We start from the raw sequence: 24,152 nt of genomic DNA, 5'->3' as shown, positions 1-24,152 counted from the left end.
GCCTAGCGCTTGCGCGAAAAGGCGAGGGTGAATGAACGCAGAAACGATGCTGGCCAGCGAGTTCGCGACGCTGTCCGACCTGATCCGGGCGAACGCGAACGAGCGTGGGGCCAAGCCGGCATTGATCGCCGACCAGCGCGTGCTCGATTATGCCGGGCTCGGCGCGGTCATGGACCGGGTCGCGGCAGGGCTGCAGCGCGACGGCCTGGTCAAGGGCGATGCGGTCGCGCTGCTGGGCACGGCCTCGATCGACTATGCCTGCGCCTTTCTCGGCGCGCTGCGTGCGGGCTGCGTCCCCGCCCCGATCGCGCCATCGTCCACCGGGGACCAGATTGCCGCGATGGTGGCCGATTGCGGCGCGAAGATCCTCTTCCTCGATCGCGCAGGGGCGACCCGGATCGACGGCATCCACATCGCCGCGAACCGGATCGGGCTCGACGGTGCTACTGCGGACATCGCGTGGCAGGACTTCCTTGCCCCTGCCGGCGTATCCCCGGTGCCGGTCAGCATCGCGCCTTCCGATCCGTTCAACATCATCTATTCCTCAGGGACCACCGGCACGCCCAAGGGAATCGTCCAGCCGCACAGCATGCGCTGGCAGCATATCGGCCGCTCGCCGACCACATTCCGCGATGCGGTGACGATGATCGCGACGCCGCTCTATTCGAACACGACGCTGGTCAGTTTCCTGCCGACGCTCGCCAGGGGCGGTGCCGCGGTACTGATGCCCAAGTTCGATGCGCGCACCTATGTCGAGATGGCGGCACGGCACCGTGCCACCCATTCGATGCTGGTACCCGTCCAGTATCAGCGGATCATGGCGCTCCCGGATTTCGACAGCTTCGACCTGTCGAGCTACCAGTTCAAGAGCTGCACGAGCGCGCCGTTCAGCGCCGAGCTGAAGGCGGACGTGCTGGCGCGCTGGCCCGGGCTGCTGATCGAATATTACGGCCTGACCGAGGGCGGCGGCACCTGCATCCTGATCTGCAACGCATTTCCCGACAAGCTGCACACCGTTGGCCGGCCGCTTGAGGGGCACGACATTCGCCTGATCGACGAGGACGGCGCTGAAGTGTCCCAGGGCGAAACAGGCGAAGTCGTCGGCCGCTCGGCCGCGATGATGAGCGGCTATCACGGTCGCGACGACGTGACCGCCGCCAGCACCTGGCATGATGCGGACGGCAATGCCTATCTGCGTCACGGCGATGTCGGCCGGTTCGACGAGGACGGCTTCCTGATCCTGATGGACCGCAAGAAGGACCTGATCATCTCGGGCGGGTTCAACATCTATCCATCCGACCTCGAGGCCGTCCTCGCGCAGCATCCGCAGGTGAAGGATTGCGCAGTGATCGGCGTTCCGTCGGACGAATGGGGAGAGACCCCGGTCGGCTATTATGTCGGCGACGACGACACCCGGGCGATCCTCGACTGGTTCAACGGCCAGGTCGGCAAGACCCAACGCCTCGCCGCGCTGGAGGCGATCGACGAACTGCCGCGCAGTGCGATCGGCAAGGTGCTGAAGCGCGAACTGCGCGACCGGTATCTCGCGAAATGACCCCGCTCGCCGACATCCTCGCCACCGCGACGCCCATCGACGGCGGCTTCCGCACCGCGATTCCCGCCGACTGGCTTCAGGGCCGCACCGCTTATGGCGGGTTGTCGTCCGCGCTGGCGCTGCATGCCGCCATGCAGGTCGAGCCCGATCTGCCGCCGCTGCGTTCGGCACAGGTCGCCTTTATCGGACCGCTGTCCGGCGACATCGCGGTGACCGCGATCAAGCTGCGCCGGGGCCGCAACGCAGCGTTCATCCAGTCGGACATCGTGTCCGACGCGGGTCTCGGCTACCGGGCGACCTTCATCTTCATGGCACCGCTCGCATCGCGGATCGACCATGACGAGGCGCCGCGCGCGCCGATCGCGCCGCCCCCGGACGGCGCCGATCTCTACACCGGGCCGGACAATTTCTTCACCGGCAACTTCAACTTCTTCGATCCCAAGGCGGCCCGTGGAAAGGCGGAGTGGTTGCGCTGGGTCCGGCTGCGCGCGCGTGACGGCCTGCATCCGATGACCGAGGTGATGGCGATCGGCGACGGCCTGCCGCCGGCCGCATTCAAGCTGATCGAAGGCCAGCAGGCGCCGGTCAGCTCGCTCAACTGGCAGATCAACCTGCTCTCGCCCGAACCAAGAACCGACGACGGCTGGTGGTTGCTCCACGCCATTTCCGACCAGGCCCGCGACGGGGGCGCCAGTCAGCGCATGGCGATCTGGAACGCGGCCGGTGAGCCGATCGCAGAGGCGATGCAGGCGGTGGCAATCTTCGCCTGAGGGCCAAGGCTCCCCGGTACCGGAACCTCCAGGGGCTCCCCCGCCCTTGCGACATCTTGCGACAGATTCCTGAACGCCTGACAAATGCCTGCGACAGCTTGGCTTCAGAAAGCGGATCAGGGCCGGGACCGTTCGGCCGTTCGTGTCACAGGAGTCCAGGAATGAAGACGCCCCTGCTCGCCGCCGCCCTCGCCTCGCTCGTCGCGGGCGGAAGTGCCTATGCCCTTGTCCAGCCCGCCGCCCCCGCAAGTGGCCCGACCGCTGCCACACCGCAGGATACGTCTCCGCCCGGCCGCGGGCGGGGCGGCATGCTGATGCGAGCCGACAGCAATGGCGACGGCGTGATCACCCGTGAGGAATTCATCGCCGCATCCGATGCACGGTTCGCGCGCATGGATGTCGACAAGGACGGCAAGCTGACCGCAGCAGAACGTCAGGGCCGGCGCGGCGGCGGCCGGATGGGCGCCGCGCTGGACCATAATGGCGACGGTGTCGTGACGCTCGACGAGCAGCGCGCTCAAGCCGCCCGCAGCTTCGACCGTCTGGACCGCAACAAGGACGGCAAGATCGATTCGTCCGAGATCGCCGCGATGCGCGATGCCGCGGGTGCGGCGGGCGGCCGCCGTGGCTCGGACGCCATCCCTCCGGCCGGGGATGCGGACGCCACGCCTGGCGCCTGAACCGGGCCGGTTTGCCGGGGCGGGGTGACTTGCCTCCTCCCCCGCCCCGGCACTTTCCTCAATTCGACGAGTTGCTATCACCCTGTCATGTCCGAGATCCCCCACCTCCTTCTCGTCGACGACGAGCGCTCGATCCGCGAACCGCTTGCTCAGTATCTGACCAAGCAGGGCTTTCGCGTCACCCAGGCCGGCGATGCGGAAAGCGCGCGCACGCGCATGTCCGCCTATGCCATCGACCTCGTCATCCTCGACATCATGATGCCGGGCGAGGACGGGCTCAGCCTGTGTCGCCACATTCGCGAGACCAGCGAGACGCCGGTGATCCTGCTCACCGCGCGCAGCGAGGAGACCGACCGCATCGTCGGACTCGAGATGGGTGCGGACGATTATGTCGTGAAACCCTTCTCGCCGCGCGAGCTTGCCGCGCGGATCAAGGTGGTGCTTCGCCGTCTCCAGGCAGGCGGCACCCGCCAGAATGCGCCCGAGGCGGGCAGCTATGCCTTTGCCGGCTGGGTGCTGAAGACCGGCGAGCGTGCCCTGGTCGATCGCGACGGCGTGTCGCTGCCGCTGTCGACCGGCGAATATAACCTGCTGCTCGCACTGGTGACGCGGCCGCGCGCGGTACTGACCCGCGACCAGTTGCTCGACCTGACCCAGGGGCGCGAGGCAGCCGCCTTCGACCGGGCGATCGACAACCAGGTCAGCCGCCTGCGCAAGAAGATCGAGGCCGATCCCAAAAACCCCACGTTGATCAAGACCGTCTGGGGCGGCGGCTATACGCTGGCGGCCGAGGTTACCCGGCTTTGACGCGGTTCCTGCCGAAGAGCCTGACCGGCCAGATCGGCCTGATCGTCGCCGTCGCGCTGTTCCTGGCTCAGGCGATCAATTTCGGACTGTTGCTGAACGAGCGTCGCAACGTGCGCTTCAGCCAGATCATCGTTCCCGCCGCCACACGGCTGGCCGGCGCGGCGGATCGGGTGGTCAACCCGCCGACCGATGCCGGCCCGCGTCAGGCGCAGGAGGGCAGACGCCGGGGCCCGCCGGGCTATGACCCGCGCACCCGGGTTCAGCTTCTCCCCTCGCCTCCGGAGATTCCGACCGAAGATCGCCGACCCGATATCGAGCAGGTGATCCTTCGCGAGCTGAAGGAGGTCGGCGTCGACGCCGATCAGGTCGTCGCCGTGGTGCGACCGGTCGACGAGACCCGGCCGCTGATCCGGCGGCTGAACCCCGAACGCCTCGAACGCATGCGCCGGTTCGGCGCCGAGCTCCATGTCCTGGCCCATCTCAAGGGCGGGCAGTGGCTGGCACTGTCGAGCGCCTGGCCGCGCAGCGATTCGGTGCTGGTGTGGCAATTGGCCGCCCAGACGGTGATCCTGTACATCTTCGTCCTGATCCCGGTGCTGCTGGCGGCGCGACGAATCGCCCGGCCGCTGCGCACGCTTGCCGCGGCGGCGCGCGGCTTCCGTCCCGGAGGCAATGCCGAGCCGGTGGAGGAACGCGGGCCGCGCGACGTGCGATCGGTGATCGCCGCCTATAACGGCATGGGAAGCCGGGTGACGGCCATGCTGGAGGAGAAGGACCGGATGCTCGGCGCGATCGGTCATGATCTGCGCACGCCGCTGGCGGCGCTCAGGGTACGGATCGAATCGGTCGAGGACGACGAGGACCGGCTGCGCATGGCCGACACGATCGACGAGATGAACCGAACGCTCGACGATATCCTGTCGCTGGCGCGGCTGGGCCGGCCGAGCGAGCCGCCGACCGACGTCGACCTGTCGTCGCTGATCGATGCGGTCGTGGAGGATTTCCGCGACCTCGACATGAACGTCACCTTCGAGGAAGCGCCGAAGCTGCGCATGCACCTGCGCCCCGCGCTGATGCGGCGCGCGGTGCGCAACCTGATCGAGAATGCGGTCAAATATGGCGGCGGTGCCGAGGTGCTGCTGGAATCCTCGACGGACCGGGTCGCGATCCGCGTGTGCGACCGCGGACCCGGCATTCCCGAGGCCAAGCTCGGCCATGTCTTCACGCCGTTCATCCGCCTGGAGGAATCGCGCAACCGCGAGACGGGCGGGATCGGGCTGGGGCTTGCGCTGGCGCAGGCGATCGTGCGCGAGGCGGGCGGCGAGATCACGCTGGCAAACCGCGAAGGCGGCGGGCTGGTCGCGACGATCGCCCTGCCCCGCCGCTGAGCTGGATCAGCGCGCCGCGGCGATGCTCGCGGCGACTGCCTCGGCTGCCTTGATCCCGTCGATCGCGGCCGACAGAATGCCGCCGGCATAGCCCGCGCCTTCGCCGGCGGGGAACAGCCGGTCGACGTTCAGGCTGTGCATGTCCTTGCCGCGCGTGATCCGAACCGGTGACGAGGTGCGCGTCTCGACCCCGGTCATGACCGCATCGGGATGATCGTAACGCGGGATCTGGCGCCCGAACACCGGCAGCGCCTCGCGAAACGCCTCGATCACGAAGGGCGGCAGGCACTGCGCCAGGTCGGTCATCGTCACGCCGGGCTTGTACGATGGGGCGACATCGCCCAGCACGGTGGACGCGCGGCCGGCGAGCAGGTCGCCCACCGTCTGTCCAGGTGCATGATAGTTGGATCCGCCGGCGATGAACGCCTGGTCTTCCCAGTGGCGCTGGAAGTCGATCCCGGCCAGCGGGCCGCCCGGATAGTCCCGCGCGGGGTCGATCGCCACGACCAGTCCCGAATTGGCATTGAACTCGGCACGCGAATATTGGCTCATGCCGTTGGTGACGACGCGCCCTTCCTCCGACGTCGCCGCGACCACCCGGCCGCCGGGGCACATGCAGAAGCTGTAGACCGTCCGCTCGTTCGCGCAGTGATGCGCCAGGCTGTAGGCGGCCGCGCCCAGGTCGGGATGCTTGGCGCAATTGCCGAATCGCGCCTGGTCGATCCAGGCCTGGGGATGCTCGATCCGCACCCCGATCGAAAAGGGCTTCGCTTCCAGATGAACGCCGCGGCGGTGGAGCATTTCGAAGGTCGGGCGCGCACTGTGGCCGACCGCCATGACGACGTGATCGGTCTCCAGGAAGCTGCCGTCGTCCAGGTGCAGCCCGCGTACCCCCTGGCGGCCGTCGGGCAGGCGGTCCAGCTCGATGTCGTCGACCCGGGTCTGCCAGCGATATTCGCCGCCCAGTTCCTCGATGCTGCTACGCATGTTCTCGACCATCGAGACGAGGCGGAACGTGCCGATATGCGGATGCGCCTCCCACAATATGTCGTCGGGCGCCCCGGCGCGGACGAACTCCTCCAGCACCTTTCGGCCCAGGAAGCGCGGATCCTTGACGCGGCAATAGAGCTTGCCGTCGGAGAACGTCCCCGCCCCGCCCTCGCCGAACTGGACGTTCGAATCCGGGTCCAACTCACCGCGGCGCCACAGCCCCCAGGTATCCTTGGTCCGCTGCCGCACCACCTTGCCGCGATCGAGGATGATCGGGCGAAATCCCATCTGCGCCAGGATCAGCCCGGCGAACAGACCGCACGGCCCCGCCCCGATGACGACCGGCCGCAGCCCGCCCCAGCCCTCGGGCGCCCGGACCGGGGGTCGGTAGCTCATATCGGGGGTCGGCCGGACGTCCTTGTCCCCGGCGAAACGCTCCAGCACCTCGCCCTCGTCGGTCAGGTCGACGTCGACGGTGTAGACCAGCTGGATCGCACTGCGCCGGCGCGCGTCATTGCCGCGGCGGTAGATCGAGAACCCGCGCAGCGCTTCCGCGTCGATGCCCAGCCGCCGGCAAATCGCCTGTGGCAAAGCCTCGGGCGGATGGTCGAGCGGGACGGACAGGCCGGACAGGCGCAGCATAGGAAATTTCCTAGACCGGGGCGCCCCCGCGCCCCAAATGAAAAAGGCCGAGGCGCCGCCCCGGCCTTTTCCCGAAAACGTTCGAAAACCGTCGGGTTCAGCCGACGATTTCTTCCGGCTTGAAGAAATAGGCGATCTCGATCGCGGCATTCTCTTCCGAGTCCGAACCATGGACCGAATTGGCCTCGATCGACTCGGCCAGTTCCTTGCGGATCGTGCCGGCGTCGGCATTGGCCGGGTTGGTCGCGCCCATGATGTCGCGGTTGCGCTGCACGGCGTTCTCGCCTTCCAGCACCTGCACCACGACCGGACCCGAGGTCATGAAGCTGACCAGGTCGTTGAAGAAGGGGCGCTCCTTGTGGACCGCGTAGAAGCCCTCGGCCTGCTCCTTGCTCAGCAGGACGCGCTTGGACGCGACGACGCGCAGGCCGGCTTCCTCGAGCATCTTGGTGACCGCACCGGTCAGGTTGCGGCGGGTGGCATCGGGCTTGATGATCGAAAAGGTCCGGGTCGCGGCCATGGCCGTGCGGCTCCATATGCTAGATTGTGGAAAAGTCGCGGTTCTCTAGTCGCGGGCGCGCATCGATGCAACCCGCTGCACGTACCGTTATGGCGCAGTCCCGTCAGGCAGCCTGTTCCCAGCGGCCGGCATCGTTCTGCTTCCAGTATCGCCGCTCGATCCCCTCGCGCTCGGCAAGTCCCTTCCACGCCGCGCGTGCCTCGCGGATCCGCTCCTCGTCGAAAAAGTGGAAGGCACGGTCGAAATCGAGCGCCTCGTCGCGCCACACTCCGTCGACCAGTGCGATATGCCGCGCGCCGTTGGCGGCGTCCGGCGACCCGGCAATCAGCACCGGCTGGCGCGAATCATCCTCGCCTCCGGCCTGGCCATGCGGCAGGAAGCTGTCCGCGGAATAGGTCCAGAGCAGCTGGTCGATCTGGCCGCGGCGCGTTTCGTCGTTCGCCACGATCAGCAATCTTCCACCGCTTTCCAGTATCTTCTGGGCGATCTGTGGCAAAGCGCGCTCGAGCGGGACCTGTGTCAGATGGTAGAAATCGACCTGCATGGCTCCTGTTTGCCCGCTCGTGCGTTGGAGAGCAACGCGACGTTGCGACGCACGAACCGGTGCGATAGGGCAGCAGATCAGGCGTCGCGCGGGAGTGAGTGAAAAGGTGGGATTGGACGTGACGCGCACTGCGCTGTTGCTTTCGGGTGCGTTGCCGCTGGCATTGTGCCTGACGTCGCAGGCGCATGCCCAGAATTCGGCGCCGACCGCCAGCCCCGCCCCGGCACCGACATCGCCGTCTTCGCCGCCGGATGCGCAGCAGGCTGCGCCCCAGGACCAAGACGTTCCCGCCGCCAATCTTCAGGATCGGCCGGTCGAGCCTGCGCCGCCCTCGCCCACCGGCACCCCGGACGATCCCAACCAGGTCCAGTTCTCCGCCGACCTGCTGGAATATGACGAGGGAAGCGACACCGTTACCGCCAGCGGCGACGTGCGCATGTACCGGCGCAGCGACCGGCTGCGCGCCGACAAGGTGGTGTGGAACCGCAAGAGCGGCCAAGTGGTGGCCGAGGGCAATATCGTCATCGTCAATCCCGAAGGGGACGAGGCCTATGGCGACCGGATCGAGCTGACCGACTCGCTGAAGGACGGCGTGGTCGACAATATGCTGGTGGTGCTCGAGGCCGGCGGGCGGATCGCGGCCGAGCGCGGCGAACGCAACGGCGACATCATCACCGTCCGCAACGCCGCCTACACCCCCTGCTCGGTCACCAATTCCGAGGGCTGCCCCAAGGAGCCGAGCTGGAAGATCACCGCAGAGAAGGTGGTGTACGACCCCAACAAGGGGCGGCTGCGCTATACCGGCGCGCGGGTGTCGATCTTCAACCTGCTGACGATCCCGCTGCCGGTCTTCTCGCATCCCGCGGGCGGACGCAGCGATTCCGGCTTCCTGATGCCCGATGTGCGCGTCACCCGAGTCAACGGGCTCCAGATCGCCGCACCCTATTTCTTTGCGCTCGCGCCCAACCGCGACCTGACGGTCACGCCGCACATCTTCACCGGCGTGCTGCCGATGATGCAGGCCGAATATCGCGAGCTCAACTCGCTCGGTGCGTTCCGCATCGCCGGCTATGCGACGTACAGCCGCAGGTCGGACGACCTGACCGTGCCGATCACAGACGCCACGTCGAAGAACGCGTTCCGCGGCTATATCGACGGCAATGGCCGCTATCAGCTCGATCCCTATTGGAGCGTCAGCGGGTCGATCCGCGTCGCCAGCGACCGCACCTTCATGCGGCGCTACGACATCAGCCGCGACGACCGGCTGCGCAACAACCTTCGGGTCGAGCGGATCAGCGACGACAGCTATTTCGCGATCAACGGCTGGGCAGTTCAGACGCTGCGCGTCGGCGAACGCCAGGCGCTGCAGCCCTTCGTCCTGCCCGAGATCGATTATCGCAAGCGCTTCGACGAGGGACTGGTCGGCGGCCGGGTCGAGATGCAGCTCAACACGCTGGCGATCGCCCGCGACGAGGGGCAGGATTCGCAGCGTGCCTTCGCCTCGCTGCGCTGGGACCTGCGCCGGCTGACCGCCTGGGGCCAGGAAATCACCCTGACCGCCTATGGCCGCGGCGACGCCTATAACACGAAGGATTCGCTGCTCACGACGGTCGAACGCTATCGCGGCGACGAGGGCTTCCAGTTCCGCGCAGTCGGCGCCGTCGCGCTCGACATGAAATGGCCGCTGGTGGGCGAGTTCCTGGGCGGGACCCAGCGCATCACGCCGCGCGTGCAGATCGTCGGCGCGCCAAAGGTGTCGAACTTCAACGTTCCCAACGAGGATGCGCGCGCGGTCGACCTGGAGGATTCCAACCTCTTCGCGCTCAATCGCTTCCCCGGCTACGACCGGTTCGAGGGATCGAGCCGGGTGACGTGGGGCGTCGACTATGCGCTGTACCTGCCGGGCTTCAGCATCGACGCCAATATCGGCCAGAGCTACCGTTTCTCGTCCGACCAGCTGTCGATCTTCCCGCAGGGAACCGGCCTGAGCGACCAGGTGTCCGATTTCGTCGGCCGCACCGTCGTGCGCTTCCGCGACTTCGTGACCTTCACGCACCGCTACCGGCTGGACAAGGACAATTTCGCCGTCCGCCGCAACGAAATCGACCTGACGCTCGGCTCGCGCGCCAGCTATCTCCAGCTCGGCTATCTGCGGCTCAACCGCAATATCGGCCCCGAGCTCGAGGATCTGCAGGATCGCGAAGAGGCCCGTGTCGGCGCCCGCGTGCAGGTGGCGCGCTTCTGGTCGCTGTCGGGGTCGATGCTGATCGACTTGACCGATCGCAACGAGGACATATTGTCGGAATCCGATGGCTTCCAGCCGGTACGCCACCGACTGGGCGTCACCTATGAGGACGATTGTCTCAGGCTGGGCCTGACCTGGCGGCGCGACTACCAGACGACCGGCGACGCGCGACGCGGCAACGGCTATCTCCTGTCGCTGTCGTTCAAGAATCTGGGCCGATAGCCGTTCGCTAAGCCTTGGTTCAGGCACAATTGGCGATTAATCGCCGCATTCTCCGGATGGGATGAGGGTAAATATCCACGTGAAGACTGGTGCTGCAAACGCAATCCGCATGGCCCGCAAGACCGTGCTGATGCTTGGCCTGGCGGCGATCGCGCTGCCCGCCGCCGCTCAGACGGTGAACGATGACCAGGCTGCGCCGCCCCCGGCCGGTCTGGACCTGCCCTCGAACCTGCAGCTGTTCGGCAAGGCCGATCCCAATGTGCGCAAGCCGACTGCGCTGGTGAACGGCTATGTCATCACCGGCACCGATGTCGAGCAGCGCCTGGCCTGGCTGGTCGCGCTGAACGACTGGAAGCTCACCCCCCAGGACCGGGATCAGTTGCGCCTCCAGGTGCTGCGGCTGCTGATCGACGAAACCCTTCAGATCCAGGCGGCGACCGCCGACAAGATCACGATCGACAAGGCCGATGTCGACCGCAGCTTCAACGGCCTGGGCCGCCGGATGAACCGCAGCCCGGACCAGATGCGCACCTGGCTGCGCCAGGTCGGATCGTCGGAGCGGTCGGTCCGCCGCCAGATCGAGGGCGAAGTCGCCTGGAGCCGCGTGCTGCGCCGCCGCGTCGACGTGTCGGTCGGCGATGCAGAGATCAACGCGATGCTCAAGCGTCTGCGCGATGCGCGCGGCACCGAGGAATATCACTTCTTCGAAATCTACAAGAGCGCCACGCCGGATCGCGCGAACGAGAAGTTCGCCGAATTGCAGAGCGTCATCGAGCAGCTCCGCAAGGGCGACCGGTTCGACTATCTGGCGCGCGTCCACTCGGAATCGTCGACCGCAGCGGTCGGCGGCGACCTGGGCTGGATCCGCCTCGCCACCCTGCCCGACCAGCTGGCTAATGCCGGACGCGAGATGCAGCCCGGCCAGGTCGCCGGCCCGGTCGAGGTTCCGGGCGGCTATTCGATCCTGTATCTTGCCGAGAAGCGGAAGATCGCGGTCGCCGACCCGCTCGACGCGAAGCTGAGCCTGAAGCAGCTGACCGTCGCCTTCCCCGCCGGCATCAGCGAGGCGCAGGCGCAGAGCCGCGCCGCGGCGTTTGCCGAGGGCACGCGCGGGATCAAGGGCTGCGGCGACGTCGATCGGGTCGCCAAGGACATCGGTGCCGAAGTGGTCAACAATGATTCGATGAAGATCCGCGACCTCCCGCCTGCGCTTCAGCAGATCATCCTGAACCTGCAGGTCGGCCAGACCACCCAGCCCTTCGGCTCGCTCGAACAGGGCGTGCGCGTGCTGGTGCTGTGCGGCCGCGACGATCCGACCGAGTTCGTCGAGCCGTCGGTCGACCAGGTCCGCGAGCAGCTGGAAGAACAGCGCACCAACCTGCGCGCCTCGCGCATGATGCGCGACCTGCGGCGTGACGCGCTGATCGACTATCGGTGATGCGAGGGCGGCGGGGATGAAGAACCTTGCCCCGCTGGCCATCGCGATGGGAGATCCGGCCGGGATCGGTCCGGAGATCACCGCCAAGGCATGGGCGGCACGGGAGCAGCAGGCACTCGCGCCGTTCTTCGCCGTCGGCGACGTGCGCGCCGTAGAAGCGGTTTGGCATGGGCCGGTGACGCGGATCAACGATCCGCGCGAGACCGCGACGGTGTTTCCCGATGCGCTGCCGGTCCTCTCGGTCGCCGACAGCGGCGAGATCCTTCCCGGCCGGCCCGACACCGAAGGTGCGCGCTGCGCGCTTCAGGCCCTGGAACTGGCGGTCGGACTGACGCGATCCGAAGCCGCCAGCGCATTGGTCACCGGTCCGGTGTCGAAGGCCCAGCTGTACGGCATCGGCTTCACCCATCCCGGCCAGACCGAATTCGTCGCCGAACGCTGCGGCGTGTCGGCCGAGAATGCGGTGATGATGCTGGCCGGCCCGACGCTGCGGGTGGTCCCGATCACCGTTCACGTCCCGCTGGCACAGGTGCCGTCGCTGATCTCGATCGACCTGATCGTGGCGAAGGCCCGGGTCACGGCGCGCGGTCTCCATCGCAATTTCGGGATCGAGAAGCCGCGGCTCGCCTTTGCCGGGCTGAACCCGCATGCCGGCGAAGGCGGCGCGCTGGGCCGCGAGGAGATCGACTATCTCGAACCCGCGATCGACCTGCTGCGCGCCGAAGGGATCGACGCGGTTGGCCCGTTCGCCGCGGACACGATGTTCCATGCCCGCGCGCGCGCCGGCTATGACGTGGCGCTGTGCCTGTATCACGACCAGGGGCTCGTGCCGCTCAAGACGCTGCATTTCGACGATGGCGTCAACATGACGCTGGGCCTGCCGATCGTCCGCACCTCGCCCGACCATGGCACCGCCTTCGGGATCGCGGGCAAGGACGAGGCAAATCCCGGCGCGATGATCGCCGCGTTGCGAATGGCGCATTCGGCGGCCTTGCGCCGCGCCGAACTCGCTGCCAGCGCAGGCCTGTGACCGACTCGCTTCCCGACCTGCCTCCGCTTCGCGACGTCATCCAGCGCCACGGCCTGTCGGCCAGCAAGGCGCTGGGTCAGAATTTCCTGTTCGACGGCCAGTTGCTGGGCCGGATCGCCCGCGTGCCCGGCGATCTGGCCGGTCAGGACGTGTTCGAGGTGGGCCCCGGCCCCGGCGGCCTGACCCGCGCGCTGCTCCAGGCGGGCGGCAATGTCGTCGCGGTCGAGCGGGACCGGCGCTGCATCCCGGCATTGTCCGAACTGGCCGACGCCTTTCCCGCCAAGCTGCGCGTGATCGAAGGCGACGCGCTGGAAATCGACGCCCCGTCCCTGTTCGCGGGCAAGCCGCATATCGTCGCCAACCTGCCCTATAATGTCGGCACCGCGCTGCTCGTTGGCTGGCTCTCGGCCGAATGGAAACCCTGGTGGGCGAGCCTGACGCTGATGTTCCAGAAGGAAGTCGCCGACCGCATCGCGGCGACACCCGACAGCGACGCATATGGCCGGCTGGCGGTCCTGTCGCAGTGGCGCTCGACCGCGCGGATCGCGATGACCGTCCACCGCTCGGCCTTCACCCCGCCGCCCAAGGTGATGTCCGCCGTCGTCCATATCGTCCCGACCGACGCGCCCGAGGGCGTCCGCTTCCGGACGCTGGAGGCCCTGACCGCCGCCGCCTTCGGCCAGCGCCGCAAGATGCTGCGCCAGAGTCTGAAGGGCGTGCCCGGCGCGCTGGCGGCGATGGAGCAATTGGGGATCGAGTCGAGCCGTCGCGCGGAGACCGTCTCGGTCGACGAGTTCGTCGCGCTGGCGCGGATCTTGTCGGCCTGACGCCGACCGGGTCCTAGAACGGGAAGAAGATCGTGATCGCCGCGATCGCCACCGCGAAGGTGATGATGTTGAGCGGCAGGCCGACGCGGACGAAGTCCATGTAGCGATAGCCGGCCATCTGATAGACGATGACGTTGGTCTGATAGCCGAACGGCGTGGCGAAGGCCGCACTGCCCGCCATCATCACCGCCACCAGAAAGGGCCGCGAGCTGACGCCGAGGCTCTCGGCCAGCGCAACCGCGATCGGCGTCACCAGCACCGCGACGGTCGCGTTGGACAGCAGCTCGGTCAGGACCATCGTCGCGAGGTACAGGACGATCAATGCGGTCAACGGTCCGAAGTCGTGCAGCGATGTGACGAGGGCGCGGGTCGCCACCTCGGCCAGGCCGCTTTCGTCCATGGCGATGCCGATCACCACCATGCCCGCGATCAGGATCAGGATATCGGGCTTCAATCCGCCATAGGCCTGGTCCGCCGAGATCACCTTGAGCAGGATCAGCAGGACGGCCCCGGCAAAGGCTGCCGCCGCGATCGGGGCGAAGCCCAGCGCGGCAATGGCGATCGCGCCGACGAAGACCGCGCCGGCGATCGCCGCCTTTGCCGGCTGAAAGGGCCGCGGCTCGGCAAACAGCTCGGCATGGCCGACCTGCGCACCGCCGATGGTCAGGTCCGGATTATAGTCGCTCGTCACTCGCGTCTCGTCGTCGGGGCCCAGGCTCCTGCGCATCAATCGCCCGCTGAACAGGAACAGATAAAGTCCCCCGGCGATCGCCATCGGCACCCCGACCGGCGTGATCTCGAAAATCCCGAAGCGCGGCTGGCCCGCATTGCTCGCCATGTCGTCGACCAGCAGGTTCGTCGAGGTTCCGATCAGCGTGCAGCAGCCGGTCAGGACGGTGATGTAGGACAGCGGCATGAGATACAGCTTGGGCGACTTGTTCATCGCCACTGCCACGTCGCGGATGACCGGCGCCCCCAGCACGACGATCGGGGTGCTGTTGAGGAAGCAGGACACGCATCCGATCGCCGTCAGCAACAGCCAGATGCCCGCCGAACCCGCACGCTTGCACAGGGTGACGCCCGCGGCGATGGCGCGATCGAGCAGGCCGGACAGTTCAAGCGCGTAGGCGATCACGAAGAGCGACGCGAGCGCGATGATCGCCGGGCTCGCGAAGGCGCCCTGCACCTCGACCGGACGCACCACCCCGGTCATCAGCAGCACCGCAGCCCCGCTCAACGCGACCACGTCGGAGCGGACCTTGTCCCAGATGAGCGCTCCGACCACCGCAGCAAGGACGAGGAGCGTGAGGATCTGATCGATGGTCATTGCCGCCTCGAAGGCGGCGCGACACGCTCGTGATACGGGATCGTACCTCTCCCAGACCGCCGCCGGATGGCCCGACCGATTAGGGTCTGGAGACTGCGGGGGGTTTTGCTATCAAGACTTCATGCAGGAGCCAAGCTTACGCACCAGCCGGCTGGCCATCGCGAGCGGCCTCGCCGCGGCGATCGTGCTGGGCGGCGGCGGGTTCCTGCTCGGTCGCGCGGCGAGCGATCCCCCCAAAAACGCGCATGTGCCGATGCCGGCGCCCGGGCCGACAATGTCGCCTTCCCCTGCTCCGGCCGCTCCCGCCGTACTGGGCCGCGCCGACCTTATCGACCTCGCGCGACTTGCCTCCGACCCCGGCGAACAGGCAACCGCGCAACTGGCCCGTGCGACAGGCAGGCGGTTCGAGATCCGGTTGCCGTTCGGATGCGACGGCCCGGACGCCGAAGCGAGCGCAGCCCCGATGCGGTGGCAGTTCGATGCGGAGCGCAGCACCCTTCGCATACAGGCCGCGCCGGTAACCTGGACGATGGCCGACTGGCGGGACGAGGCCGGCCCACAGGACGACGCGGTGGTCGAAGGCTTCTGGATCTCCCGCGCCTGGACCGCAAGCGATGCCTGCCCTGTTGCTGCGGCTCGGGCAACGGACGGCCGGACGGGGGCGGCATCCGGCGAAACGCTTGCCCTCGGCCAGGTGTTCGTCGGCGACGGCCCGAGGCGGGCACGCCGCGATGGCCAGCCCTACCGGATTACCCAGCGCATTTCGGAAGGGCAGATGGACGGATCCCAGGGATTTCATCTGCGACTGACCGGGCGGATTGCCGCCCTGCCCGGCGCCCCAGCGCCGGTCCATTGCCATCAGCCGGGCGGCCCCGATCAGCGACCGATCTGCCTGGTCGGCACCGTCTTCGATCAGGTCGCGATCGAGAATGCGGCAACCGGCCAGGTGATTGCCACCTGGGACGGCGTGCCGGGCGACGCGTCCATCCGGGATGGCCCAACCGCCGGCACACGGCCCGCGCCTCCGGATCCGGGCCGCTAGACGACGACACAGCTTCACTCGGGTCATGATTGACGCCCGCAGATCGTCACAGGCCCGGTATCGACCGCAAGCATGATTCCCCATCGCAAAGAAGGATCTTACCATGCGCTTCATCCTGCTCGTCAGCGCCCTCGCCCTTGCCGGCTGCGGGTCTTCGGAAGAAACGACCACGATTGCCGGAACGACCTATTCCAGCAACGACAAGGAAGGCACCGCCTCGATCAAAAGCAGCGACGGGGAAGTGAGCGTCGTCGATGGCGCCGCTGCGAACAAGGTCGAGATGCCGGCCTTTGCGCCCCGCTATCCGGGATCGACCATCACGGGCGTTATCGAGACGAAGAAGGCCGGCCATGTCTCGACCATGGTGAACTTGCGGAGCGCCGACGCGCCGGCGGCGGTGGCGACCTTCTACCGCGATAGTTTCACCAAAAACGGAATGAAGATGACGTCCGACCTCCCTGCCGAAGAGGGCGCGATGCTCACCGCGGAGGGTAAGGGCAACAAGGTCACGGTGGTGGTATCGCAGGAAGATGGGTCGACGCTCGCCACGATATCCCATTCCGCCCTCTAGCAACGGAAGGCGACGAGCCCGTTTCGGCTGGCGCTGGCAGACCATTTGGAAATGCGCCTGTCGGAGTGACTAAGGCGATCAGCGTCGAGGCGAGCGCAAGCGCGAAATTGACCCGATCGGAACCATCGAGGAAAACCCACAATCGATAGGCTGGCCTATCGATTGTGGGCGAGTTCTTTTCCTTGTCATAGACGGAGCGCGCAACGCTGCGCCGCTGGTTAACGATTTGGTGAGCGGGCGCGACTTATAGCGGTACAATGTCCGACGTTGACGAGGATGCGCGCCTGGACGCGCTGCACAGGCTGAACCTGCTCGATACCCCGCCGAGCGAAAGCTTCGACCGTATCACCCGGATGGCGAGTCAGATTTTCGACCTGCCGATTTCCGCCATCTCGCTGACGGATCGCGACCGGCAATGGTTCAAGTCCCGCGTCGGCGTGGCGCATATGTCGATCCCGCGCGAGAATGCGCCGTGCGCGCTGGTGGCGGAAAGCGCCGACATCGTCCTCATCCCGGATCTGCTCGCAGATGCGTGTTTCCAGGACAGCATCCTGGCCGGCCAGGGTGTGCGCTTCTATGCGGGGGCACCCCTCGTCACGCGAGAAGGCTTCGGTCTGGGCGCACTGTGCGTCTTGGGAACCGAGCCGAGGACCGCGTCGGACCAGGAGATGGCGGCGCTGAGCGACCTTGCGCAGATGGTCATGGCGCAGATCGAGCTTCAGCACGCCTTCGGCCGGATCGACCCGATCAGCGGATTGCCGAACCGAACGCAGTTCCTCGACGACCTGGATGATCTCGCGCGGGACGATCCTGGCACGCAGAGGATGGCGATCCTGGTCGATCTCGCACGGGCCGAACAACTCAATGCCGGCGTCCGCGTGATGGGCTCGAGCTATGTCGACGACATGGTGCGGGAGGCGACCCGCACCCTGAAAGGACTCCTGGGTGCCGACCGAACCGCCTATCATGTCGGGGCGACGCAATTCGCGTTCCTTGCCCCGCCGGGCGAGCCGCAGGACGGCTATGTCGTGCGGGTCGGGTCGATGCTGGCGCAGCTTCGCGCGACGTCGGGCACGCGCATGATCATGACGGCCGCGGTCGGCGTGGCCCCCTTCGTGACCGGGGACGTGTCGCCGCAGGACGTTCTGCGCACCGCGCACAATGCGGCGTTTGATGCCCGAACGACGGACACTTCGGTCAGCCTATACTCCGCGTCCGAGGACGATGCGCATCGTCGCAGATTCCGGCTGCTCAGCGATTTCGGCGCCGCGCTGGACACGCCCGGGCAGCTGCGGCTGGCGTTCCAGCCCCGGATCGATCTCGCCACGCGCCGCTGCGTCGGTGCCGAAGCCCTGCTCCGCTGGTCGCATCCGCTGCTGGGCGACGTGTCCCCCGGCGAGTTCGTCCCGATCGTCGAACAGACATCAATGGCGCGCCGTGCCACGACCTGGGTACTCGACGCGGTGCTGACGCAGATCGGCCGCTGGCGCGATGCCGGCCTGGACATCCCGCTGTCGATCAACGTGTCTGCGGCAAATCTCGACGAGCGGGACTTCGCGCAACGGGTTCAGCTCTATCTGCTCAAGCACCGCATCGCGCCCGAAATGCTGGAACTCGAGGTGACCGAGACCACGGTCATGGAGAAGTCGAGGCACGCGCTGCTCCAACTCGGCACGCTGGAGGAAGCGGGCGTGTGCATCGCGATCGACGATTTCGGCACGGGTTACAGCAGCCTTGCCTATCTGCAACGGCTTCCGGCCAAGGTCCTGAAGATCGACCGGTCCTTCATCCTGGACATGGTTAACGGGGAGCGCGAACAGACGCTGGTGCGCTCGATGATCTCGCTTTCGCACGATCTGCGCTATCGCGTCGTGGCCGAGGGCATCGAGACGGAGGAGGCTGCCGCGATGTTGGCCGAGATGGGCTGCGATGAGGCCCAGGGTTTCCTGTTCGCGCAGCCGATGTCCGCGCAGGATTTCACCCGGTGGTTCGAAGGGCAGACCGTGCTTCAGGTGCAGGCCGCCGCCTGAGGACCCCGCGTCGAGGTCGATCCATCGCAGCCGGACGGAACCCGTGCGCCGACGCCTTCGTATGGCACGCGCCCGCATGATCCTCGTGATCAGGCGCGCGTCAAACCCGGAGGACAGACCCATGCAGAACCGTTCGACTTTCAGCTGGATCCGCGACGTTGCCGGCCACCGCGGCACGGTCGCCGGCCTGACGATGTGCGCGACGCTGGCGCTCGCCGGGTGTGGCGGCTCGGGCCAGCCTGCCGCGACTGGCCCGCAACAGGACATCCCGGCCGCGTTCGACACCGCGGCACGCACGATTTCCGCGGAGGGCTATCCGCTCGCGAGCTGCGTCGCGATCGCCGACGACAAGGCGAAGCTCGATTGCTATGCCGCGCTCGGCTTCAAGGACAAGGGCGATGTCGCCCGGGTCGAGGCGATGGCCGGGTCGGCCGATATCCTTGCAGGCAAGCGCTGGCTGGTCACGGCGCCCAGCCCCGGCGGTGCGGACAGCTTCCAGGGACTCGCGATCCTGACCTTCGCCGGGATACCGAACTCCGGCCCGATGGCCTTCCGCAACACCCGCATCACGCTGCGGTGCCCGGCGAACTGGGGTGGACCGAGCAACCAGAAATGGAGTGCGGCGATCGACCTGCCCGACGACGTCGCCTATGACTCGAACAGCAAGGATCGCGGGACGATGGCGGTGACCGTGGACGGCAAGCCATTCAAGGCAACCCAGTTTTCGCGGACCAGTTTCGACATCGCCGACGATCAGGCCACCGCGTTCCGCGATGCCGTCGTGGCCGGCAGGAATTTCGGCTTCACGGTCACTACGATCGACGGCAAGACCGGGCAGATGGCGGCGCCGCTTCCCGAGGCGCGTGAGGGCCTGACAGGCTATTTCGCCAAATTCTGTCCCTGATCCTGGCTCGGCCCGGCGCATCGCACGATGCGGCCGGGCCGGATCCGAAGACGCCCGGCCCCGCTGAACCCGGCGCCGCAGCAATCGGGACGGCAAGTCAGCCGAGCGCCCAGCGATAGCGTCCGGTCAGCGGATGCGTGAACAGTGCCGGCTCCTCGCGCGCGCCGCCGCCGATATTGTGGATCACGACACCGGGACCGCGATCGGAGACGATGCCGGTGTGCGGCAGGCGCCCGTCGATCAGGCTGGTGAAGATGTCTCCCGGCCGCCAGCCGCCTGGATCGGACGGCACCGGCAGGCGCGCCTGCTTTCGCGCGAAGAAGGTGGCGAGGTTGGGCACGCGACGATGATCGATGTTACGGTCCGGCGCCTTCAATCCCCAGCGCCTGGGGTAGGCGGAAAAGGCGGCCCGCATGTCGGCATTGACCAGCGCCTGCAAATCCAGTCCGAACGCGTCGCGATAGGCGCGGATCAGTACGTCGGTGCAGACCCCCTTGGCCCGGGGTACGTCGCCGCCGGGAAAGGCCAGGCGGGTATAGGCAGGATCATAGGCGAGCGTGACGCCAACCTGACGCCGCGCTGCCGCGATCAGCGCCGTCGCGGTACGCGCGGGCGCGGCGAAGGCTGGCAAGGACCACGGAGCGGCGATGAGGCCGGCAATCACGGCGCGACGCGAAACGCCGGCGGGCTCGGTCGTCACGCTCATCATCGCCTCCGTCATGGCTCAGTCCTTCATTTCAGGCCGAACCAGATGCCGACCGTCGATCCTCGCCAGCGTAGAAGACCGCGACGGGTTCGAGAAGCGCGACACGGTTCGCCATGTCCCGCCCGCCCAACGATCGAACCGGCTGGACAACGACTACAATTGTAGTCATCGATACATGATGCTCCATTCGGTATCGAGGTGAAGATGATCCTGGCAGCATTGCTCCTGGCCGGCACCCCGGCCGGACAGACGTCAGATCCCGCGAGATGCGAGGCGATCCGCGAGGCGATCCCGCCGACGCAGCGCTGCATGCCGACGCCTGGCGGCATCGTCATCGCCGGTTCTGCCGAGCGCGCCGCTCAGCTCTCGCGCATCGCCACATCGGGTGAAGGTCGATTCGAGCAGCGCTTCGGTCGCAAGGTTCCCGCCTATGCAGTGGTCGAGACGGGGGACGGCACGCAAAACGCCGCGCTGGATGCCATATTGGAGAGGCGCGGCTATGTGTCCCGCCTGCCCTGGCTCTCGCCCGAGGCGATGGCGAACGCCTATCGTGCGTCGATCACCCGTGCGGTGACGGCGCAAGCCGCGTCGCGCAACCTGACTGCGGCGCAAACCAGCGCGCTGATCGAGTCCGCGCTCGCCCAGCAATCGGCGAAATGGGATCCTGCGACGCTGGCCGAGCTGGAGACGGGGACGCTGCCGCACGAGCTGGGGCATGGTTGGTTCATCAAGGCGTTCTGGCCGACTTCGGCTCCGAAGGCGGGCGACCATTATGGTGGCCCGGCGCCCGACTGGATGGACGAAACTGCGGCGGTGCTGATGGAGAGCGATGCGCTGGCCGAAAAGCGCCGGCGCCAGTTCGCGACGATCTATTCCGGTTCGGACGCGGCGGCCAGGGCAAGCCTGCTCGATCTCGGCACCTTTCTGTCGGGCGGGCACCCTGCCCTGCCGAAACTCGACCCGTCGACCTCCGGCGGCAGCGTCAACGTCCTTACCGGCGACGAAGCCGCGCGGATCGCGAAGGCAGCGGGCAGCTTCTACCTTCAGGCACGCCTGTTCGCCGACTACGTCCTCGACCGCAGCGGCGATCCGGCTGCCTTCCGCAGCGCCGCGGACGCATTCGCCGCCGGCAAGGACAGCGCCGGCTGGCTGGCGGCGAGCGGACCGCGCCTTCGCCTGCCCTCTGACATCCCGGCGCTGCAAAAGGATTGGGAGCAGTGGCTGGCGCTGCATCTCGCCCCCCGCAAGGACTGAGTGTGGCCGACGGTTGACGGGTTGTCGGCGTGATTTAGTCGTGTAGTACACCCGTGTAATTCGAGGGGGCATGACCGTGGCATTTCTTGTGTATCGATTCGTGATGGGCGCCGCCGCCTTGCTGGCGTCGCCCGTCGCGATGGCGGCTGCGGATCCGGCGCCCCGGTTCGAGAAGGCGGCCTGCGCCATCCCGGTTGCCGCCGACGAGAAGATCGAGTGCGGCGTGCTGATCGTTCCGGAACATCGTGGCAAGAAAGGCAGCCGCACGATCCGCCTGCCGGTGATGATCCTGCGGAGCACGGCATCGTCCCCGGCACCCGATCCGGTCGTCTACCTGCCCGGCGGCCCCGGTCTCAGCAGCATCGACGGCCGCACGACCGGCAAGGGCAACCCGTTCCTTGCCGAGCGTGACCAGATCCTGCTCGAGGGCCGCGGCAACAAGTTCGCGCAGCCCTCACTCGCCTGCCCCGAACTGAACGCCCTGCGCGCCGCCGGTGCCGGCGACGGCGAACAGCTCGCGGCCGCGGCGCGCTGCCGAAAAACGCTGGTCGCGGCGGGGGTCGATCTCGACGGCTATAGCTCGGCGGAAGCCGCCGACGACCTCGACGATCTGCGCCGTCTGCTCGGCATCCGGCACTGGAATCTCATCGGCTTTTCCTATGGCACGCGTCTGGCGCAAACGGTGCTGGCGCGGCACCCGGACGGCGTGCGCAGCGTGGTGCTCGATTCGGTGCTGCCGATCGACATCAATTATGACGAGGTCGCCGCGGCCCCGCTTCGACGCGCGCTGAACCTGGTGTTCGACGGTTGCGAGAGCGACCCCGCATGCACGGCACGACATCCCGATCTGCGCGGCCGGTTCGCGGCGGCAGTCGCACGGGCCGACCGGGAAGGAACGGCCGGTCCAGGCGGGCGACTCCTGCGCGGACGCGACATCGTCGATGCCCTGGCGATTGGGCTGCAACAGCCGCAGAACATCCCGGCATTGCCGAAGATCATCGACGAGCTGGCGGCCGGGCGAGCCGGTGGACTGGCACCGTGGCTCCAGCCCCAGCGTTCCGAATTCAACTGGGGCCTGCGGCTGTCGATCTGGTGCGGCGAGGAGATGCCGTTCGAGGATCCGGCACGCATGGCTGCCCAGGCATCTCCCGCGCTTGGCCTGGGCGGGGCGAACGGACGTACCGCGACACCGGAACTCTGTGCGGCATGGAAGGTCAAGGCCGCCGACCCCATCGCCAATGTCGCGACCCGAACCGATGTGCCGGTGCTGATACTTGCCGGCGAGTTCGACCCGGTGACACCGCCAGCCTGGGGTCGCCGCCTGCTCCGCACCATGCCGAACGCACGCTTCGTACTGATCCCCGGCCAGGTGCATGGCGCGATGTTCAATCGCTGCGGCGGACAATTGACGATCGCCTTCCTGCGCGATCCGAACGCGCCGCTGAATGCAGATTGCGTTGCGAAGCTGACGGGACCGATTTTCCCGGAATGACGGGGCGATGCCCCCATAGCCGCTCTCGCGCGTTGCCTGACTCCTGAACCGCGCCCCGTCTTCAAATGGGGTGTGGCACTTCGACAGTTGGGAGCATGGACATGGCCGGAACAGCATTGGTTGTGGGCGCGAGCGGGATCGTTGGCGGCGCGACGGCAGAGTGCCTGCTGCGGGAAGGCTGGACGGTTCACGGCTTGTCGCGCCGGCCCACGGCACAGCCCGGCGTGGGTGCGGTGGCCGTGGACCTTCAGGACGCGGCGGCAACCGGGACGGCACTGGCGGATCTGCGCCCCGACGCGGTGTTCATCACCACCTGGCTGCGTCAGGACAGCGAGGCGGAGAATATCCGGGTCAATTCGGCGATGGTGCGCAACCTCCTGGACGGGCTCCGCCCCGGCGGCAGCGCCCGCCACGTCGCACTGGTGACCGGCCTGAAACATTATCTCGGGCCGTTCGAGGCCTATGGAAAGGGCGCGCTGCCCCAGACGCCCTTTCGCGAGGACCAGGCTCGTCTGGACATCGAGAATTTCTATTATGCGCAGGAGGATGAGGTCTTCGCCGCCGCCGAGCGCGACGGCTTTTCCTGGAGCGTGCACCGTCCCCACACGGTGATCGGTCTTGCGGTCGGCAATGCGATGAACATGGGCACCACGCTTGCGGTCTACGCGACCCTGTGCCGCGAAACCGGGCGGCCGTTCCGCTTTCCGGGATCGGCGGCGCAGTGGAATGGCCTGACCGACATGACCGATGCCGGTTTGCTGGCGCAACACCTGCTATGGGCAGCAACCACCCCGGAAGCGCGGAACGAGGCGTTCAACGTCGTGAATGGCGACATATTCCGCTGGAGCTGGATGTGGGGACGCATCGCCCGATGGTTCGGCGTCGAGCCGGCGGCATTCGATGGATCGGTGCAGCCGCTGGAAGTCCAGATGGCCGATGATCGCGCGCTGTGGCGATCGATCGCCGAGCGCGAGGGGCTGGCCGAGCCTGACCTGACCCGGCTCGCCTCGCCCTGGCATACCGATGCCGATCTGGGACGTCCGATCGAGGTCGTCACCGACATGGGCAAGAGCCGCAAGCTGGGCTTCACCGGCTATCGCGCGACCGACGACGCCTTTTTCAATCTGTTCGAGCGATTGAGGGAAGCGCGGCTGATCCCGTAATCGAT

General features: G+C 67.3%; 21 protein-coding genes. 16 read left to right on the top strand and 5 right to left on the bottom strand.

The features are described 5' to 3' along the window. The first annotated feature begins 31 nt into the window (after positions 1-31). From TPR58_RS07180 to TPR58_RS07160, 5 genes are all read left to right on the top strand, one after another. Complete coding sequence (locus TPR58_RS07180) at positions 32-1,555, top strand: class I adenylate-forming enzyme family protein (protein ID WP_346245940.1); 1,524 nt, start codon at positions 32-34, stop codon at positions 1,553-1,555. Beyond that, positions 1,552-2,325 (top strand): thioesterase family protein, encoded by a 774-nt coding sequence (locus TPR58_RS07175; RefSeq protein ID WP_346245939.1) that lies wholly within the window; start codon positions 1,552-1,554, stop codon positions 2,323-2,325. Before TPR58_RS07180 ends, TPR58_RS07175 begins: the two co-directional genes overlap by 4 nt. Before the next feature lie 161 nt (positions 2,326-2,486). Then, positions 2,487-3,005 carry an EF-hand domain-containing protein gene (locus tag TPR58_RS07170; RefSeq protein WP_346245938.1) on the top strand — a complete coding sequence of 173 codons (519 nt, stop codon included), beginning with the start codon at positions 2,487-2,489 and terminating at the stop codon, positions 3,003-3,005. A gap of 87 nt (positions 3,006-3,092) precedes the next feature. Continuing rightward, the gene (locus TPR58_RS07165) at positions 3,093-3,812 is read left to right on the top strand and encodes a response regulator (protein WP_346245937.1); all 720 of its coding nucleotides are present in this window, start codon (positions 3,093-3,095) and stop codon (positions 3,810-3,812) included. After that, positions 3,809-5,200, top strand: a complete 1,392-nt coding sequence (locus TPR58_RS07160) for a sensor histidine kinase (protein ID WP_346245936.1) — start codon at positions 3,809-3,811, stop codon at positions 5,198-5,200. The genes TPR58_RS07165 and TPR58_RS07160 overlap by 4 nt, the downstream gene beginning before the upstream one ends. Before the next feature lie 6 nt (positions 5,201-5,206). On the opposite strand, the gene TPR58_RS07155 is transcribed toward TPR58_RS07160, so the two are convergent. The 3 genes from TPR58_RS07155 to TPR58_RS07145 all read right to left on the bottom strand — a co-directional run bounded on the left by TPR58_RS07155 (position 5,207) and on the right by TPR58_RS07145 (position 7,896). Further along, positions 5,207-6,832 (bottom strand): NAD(P)/FAD-dependent oxidoreductase, encoded by a 1,626-nt coding sequence (locus tag TPR58_RS07155; RefSeq protein ID WP_346245935.1) that lies wholly within the window; start codon positions 6,830-6,832, stop codon positions 5,207-5,209. Between the two features lie 97 nt (positions 6,833-6,929). Beyond that, complete coding sequence (ndk, locus tag TPR58_RS07150) at positions 6,930-7,352, bottom strand: nucleoside-diphosphate kinase (protein WP_346245934.1); 423 nt, start codon at positions 7,350-7,352, stop codon at positions 6,930-6,932. Between the two features lie 103 nt (positions 7,353-7,455). After that, positions 7,456-7,896, bottom strand: a complete 441-nt coding sequence (locus TPR58_RS07145; protein WP_346245933.1) for a DNA polymerase III subunit chi — start codon at positions 7,894-7,896, stop codon at positions 7,456-7,458. A 118-nt stretch (positions 7,897-8,014) separates the two neighbouring features. On the opposite strand from TPR58_RS07145, the gene TPR58_RS07140 reads away from it, so the two are divergent. From TPR58_RS07140 to rsmA, 4 genes are all read left to right on the top strand, one after another. Beyond that, on the top strand, positions 8,015-10,363 hold the full coding sequence (locus TPR58_RS07140; protein ID WP_346245932.1) for an LPS-assembly protein LptD: 2,349 nt from the start codon (positions 8,015-8,017) through the stop codon (positions 10,361-10,363). Positions 10,364-10,472: 109 nt separating this feature from the next. Continuing rightward, on the top strand, positions 10,473-11,801 hold the full coding sequence (locus TPR58_RS07135; protein ID WP_346245931.1) for a peptidylprolyl isomerase: 1,329 nt from the start codon (positions 10,473-10,475) through the stop codon (positions 11,799-11,801). A 16-nt stretch (positions 11,802-11,817) separates the two neighbouring features. Continuing rightward, positions 11,818-12,831: a 4-hydroxythreonine-4-phosphate dehydrogenase PdxA gene (pdxA, locus tag TPR58_RS07130; protein WP_346245930.1), complete on the top strand. Its 1,014-nt coding sequence runs from the start codon at positions 11,818-11,820 to the stop codon at positions 12,829-12,831. Beyond that, positions 12,828-13,658: a 16S rRNA (adenine(1518)-N(6)/adenine(1519)-N(6))-dimethyltransferase RsmA gene (rsmA, locus tag TPR58_RS07125; RefSeq protein ID WP_346245929.1), complete on the top strand. Its 831-nt coding sequence runs from the start codon at positions 12,828-12,830 to the stop codon at positions 13,656-13,658. Before pdxA ends, rsmA begins: the two co-directional genes overlap by 4 nt. Before the next feature lie 13 nt (positions 13,659-13,671). On the opposite strand, the gene TPR58_RS07120 is transcribed toward rsmA, so the two are convergent. Beyond that, positions 13,672-14,985, bottom strand: coding sequence for an SLC13 family permease (locus TPR58_RS07120; RefSeq protein WP_346245928.1), 1,314 nt, complete (start codon positions 14,983-14,985; stop codon positions 13,672-13,674). Positions 14,986-15,106: 121 nt separating this feature from the next. On the opposite strand from TPR58_RS07120, the gene TPR58_RS07115 reads away from it, so the two are divergent. The 4 genes from TPR58_RS07115 to TPR58_RS07100 all read left to right on the top strand — a co-directional run bounded on the left by TPR58_RS07115 (position 15,107) and on the right by TPR58_RS07100 (position 19,532). Continuing rightward, positions 15,107-16,027 carry a hypothetical protein gene (locus TPR58_RS07115; RefSeq protein WP_346245927.1) on the top strand — a complete coding sequence of 307 codons (921 nt, stop codon included), beginning with the start codon at positions 15,107-15,109 and terminating at the stop codon, positions 16,025-16,027. Positions 16,028-16,130: 103 nt separating this feature from the next. Beyond that, positions 16,131-16,598, top strand: a complete 468-nt coding sequence (locus tag TPR58_RS07110; protein WP_346245926.1) for a hypothetical protein — start codon at positions 16,131-16,133, stop codon at positions 16,596-16,598. 257 nt (positions 16,599-16,855) lie between these two features. Then, positions 16,856-18,628, top strand: coding sequence for a putative bifunctional diguanylate cyclase/phosphodiesterase (locus TPR58_RS07105; protein ID WP_346245925.1), 1,773 nt, complete (start codon positions 16,856-16,858; stop codon positions 18,626-18,628). Between the two features lie 121 nt (positions 18,629-18,749). Next, the gene (locus TPR58_RS07100; protein WP_346245924.1) at positions 18,750-19,532 is read left to right on the top strand and encodes a hypothetical protein; all 783 of its coding nucleotides are present in this window, start codon (positions 18,750-18,752) and stop codon (positions 19,530-19,532) included. A 97-nt stretch (positions 19,533-19,629) separates the two neighbouring features. On the opposite strand, the gene TPR58_RS07095 is transcribed toward TPR58_RS07100, so the two are convergent. Further along, positions 19,630-20,253 (bottom strand): DUF1287 domain-containing protein, encoded by a 624-nt coding sequence (locus tag TPR58_RS07095; protein WP_346245923.1) that lies wholly within the window; start codon positions 20,251-20,253, stop codon positions 19,630-19,632. A 189-nt stretch (positions 20,254-20,442) separates the two neighbouring features. Between TPR58_RS07095 and TPR58_RS07090 the strand changes: the two genes are divergently transcribed. From TPR58_RS07090 to TPR58_RS07080, 3 genes are all read left to right on the top strand, one after another. Beyond that, positions 20,443-21,492, top strand: a complete 1,050-nt coding sequence (locus tag TPR58_RS07090; RefSeq protein ID WP_346245922.1) for a hypothetical protein — start codon at positions 20,443-20,445, stop codon at positions 21,490-21,492. 76 nt (positions 21,493-21,568) lie between these two features. Beyond that, entirely contained in the window at positions 21,569-22,984 is a 1,416-nt protein-coding gene (locus TPR58_RS07085) for an alpha/beta fold hydrolase (protein ID WP_346245921.1), read from the top strand. Positions 22,985-23,085: 101 nt separating this feature from the next. Continuing rightward, positions 23,086-24,147 carry an SDR family oxidoreductase gene (locus tag TPR58_RS07080; protein WP_346245920.1) on the top strand — a complete coding sequence of 354 codons (1,062 nt, stop codon included), beginning with the start codon at positions 23,086-23,088 and terminating at the stop codon, positions 24,145-24,147. The last annotated feature ends 5 nt before the right edge of the window (positions 24,148-24,152 follow it).

Source organism: Sphingomonas rustica (assembly GCF_039652585.1).
Classification (GTDB): domain Bacteria; phylum Pseudomonadota; class Alphaproteobacteria; order Sphingomonadales; family Sphingomonadaceae; genus Sphingomonas; species Sphingomonas rustica.
This window is presented reverse-complemented; position numbering and strand designations above follow the sequence as displayed.

Bases quoted from the DNA above. Each gene is read 5' to 3' on its own strand.
- TPR58_RS07180 (WP_346245940.1), top strand. From the start codon at position 32: ATGAACGCAGAAACGATGCTGGCCAGCGAGTTCGCGACGCTGTCCGAC.
- TPR58_RS07175 (WP_346245939.1), top strand. From the start codon at position 1,552: ATGACCCCGCTCGCCGACATCCTCGCCACCGCGACGCCCATCGACGGC.
- TPR58_RS07170 (WP_346245938.1), top strand. From the start codon at position 2,487: ATGAAGACGCCCCTGCTCGCCGCCGCCCTCGCCTCGCTCGTCGCGGGC.
- TPR58_RS07165 (WP_346245937.1), top strand. From the start codon at position 3,093: ATGTCCGAGATCCCCCACCTCCTTCTCGTCGACGACGAGCGCTCGATC.
- TPR58_RS07155 (WP_346245935.1), bottom strand. From the start codon at position 6,832: ATGCTGCGCCTGTCCGGCCTGTCCGTCCCGCTCGACCATCCGCCCGAG.
- ndk (WP_346245934.1), bottom strand. From the start codon at position 7,352: ATGGCCGCGACCCGGACCTTTTCGATCATCAAGCCCGATGCCACCCGC.
- TPR58_RS07145 (WP_346245933.1), bottom strand. From the start codon at position 7,896: ATGCAGGTCGATTTCTACCATCTGACACAGGTCCCGCTCGAGCGCGCT.
- TPR58_RS07135 (WP_346245931.1), top strand. From the start codon at position 10,473: ATGGCCCGCAAGACCGTGCTGATGCTTGGCCTGGCGGCGATCGCGCTG.
- pdxA (WP_346245930.1), top strand. From the start codon at position 11,818: ATGAAGAACCTTGCCCCGCTGGCCATCGCGATGGGAGATCCGGCCGGG.
- TPR58_RS07120 (WP_346245928.1), bottom strand. From the start codon at position 14,985: ATGACCATCGATCAGATCCTCACGCTCCTCGTCCTTGCTGCGGTGGTC.
- TPR58_RS07115 (WP_346245927.1), top strand. From the start codon at position 15,107: ATGCAGGAGCCAAGCTTACGCACCAGCCGGCTGGCCATCGCGAGCGGC.
- TPR58_RS07110 (WP_346245926.1), top strand. From the start codon at position 16,131: ATGCGCTTCATCCTGCTCGTCAGCGCCCTCGCCCTTGCCGGCTGCGGG.
- TPR58_RS07105 (WP_346245925.1), top strand. From the start codon at position 16,856: ATGTCCGACGTTGACGAGGATGCGCGCCTGGACGCGCTGCACAGGCTG.
- TPR58_RS07100 (WP_346245924.1), top strand. From the start codon at position 18,750: ATGCAGAACCGTTCGACTTTCAGCTGGATCCGCGACGTTGCCGGCCAC.
- TPR58_RS07095 (WP_346245923.1), bottom strand. From the start codon at position 20,253: ATGACGGAGGCGATGATGAGCGTGACGACCGAGCCCGCCGGCGTTTCG.
- TPR58_RS07090 (WP_346245922.1), top strand. From the start codon at position 20,443: ATGATCCTGGCAGCATTGCTCCTGGCCGGCACCCCGGCCGGACAGACG.
- TPR58_RS07080 (WP_346245920.1), top strand. From the start codon at position 23,086: ATGGCCGGAACAGCATTGGTTGTGGGCGCGAGCGGGATCGTTGGCGGC.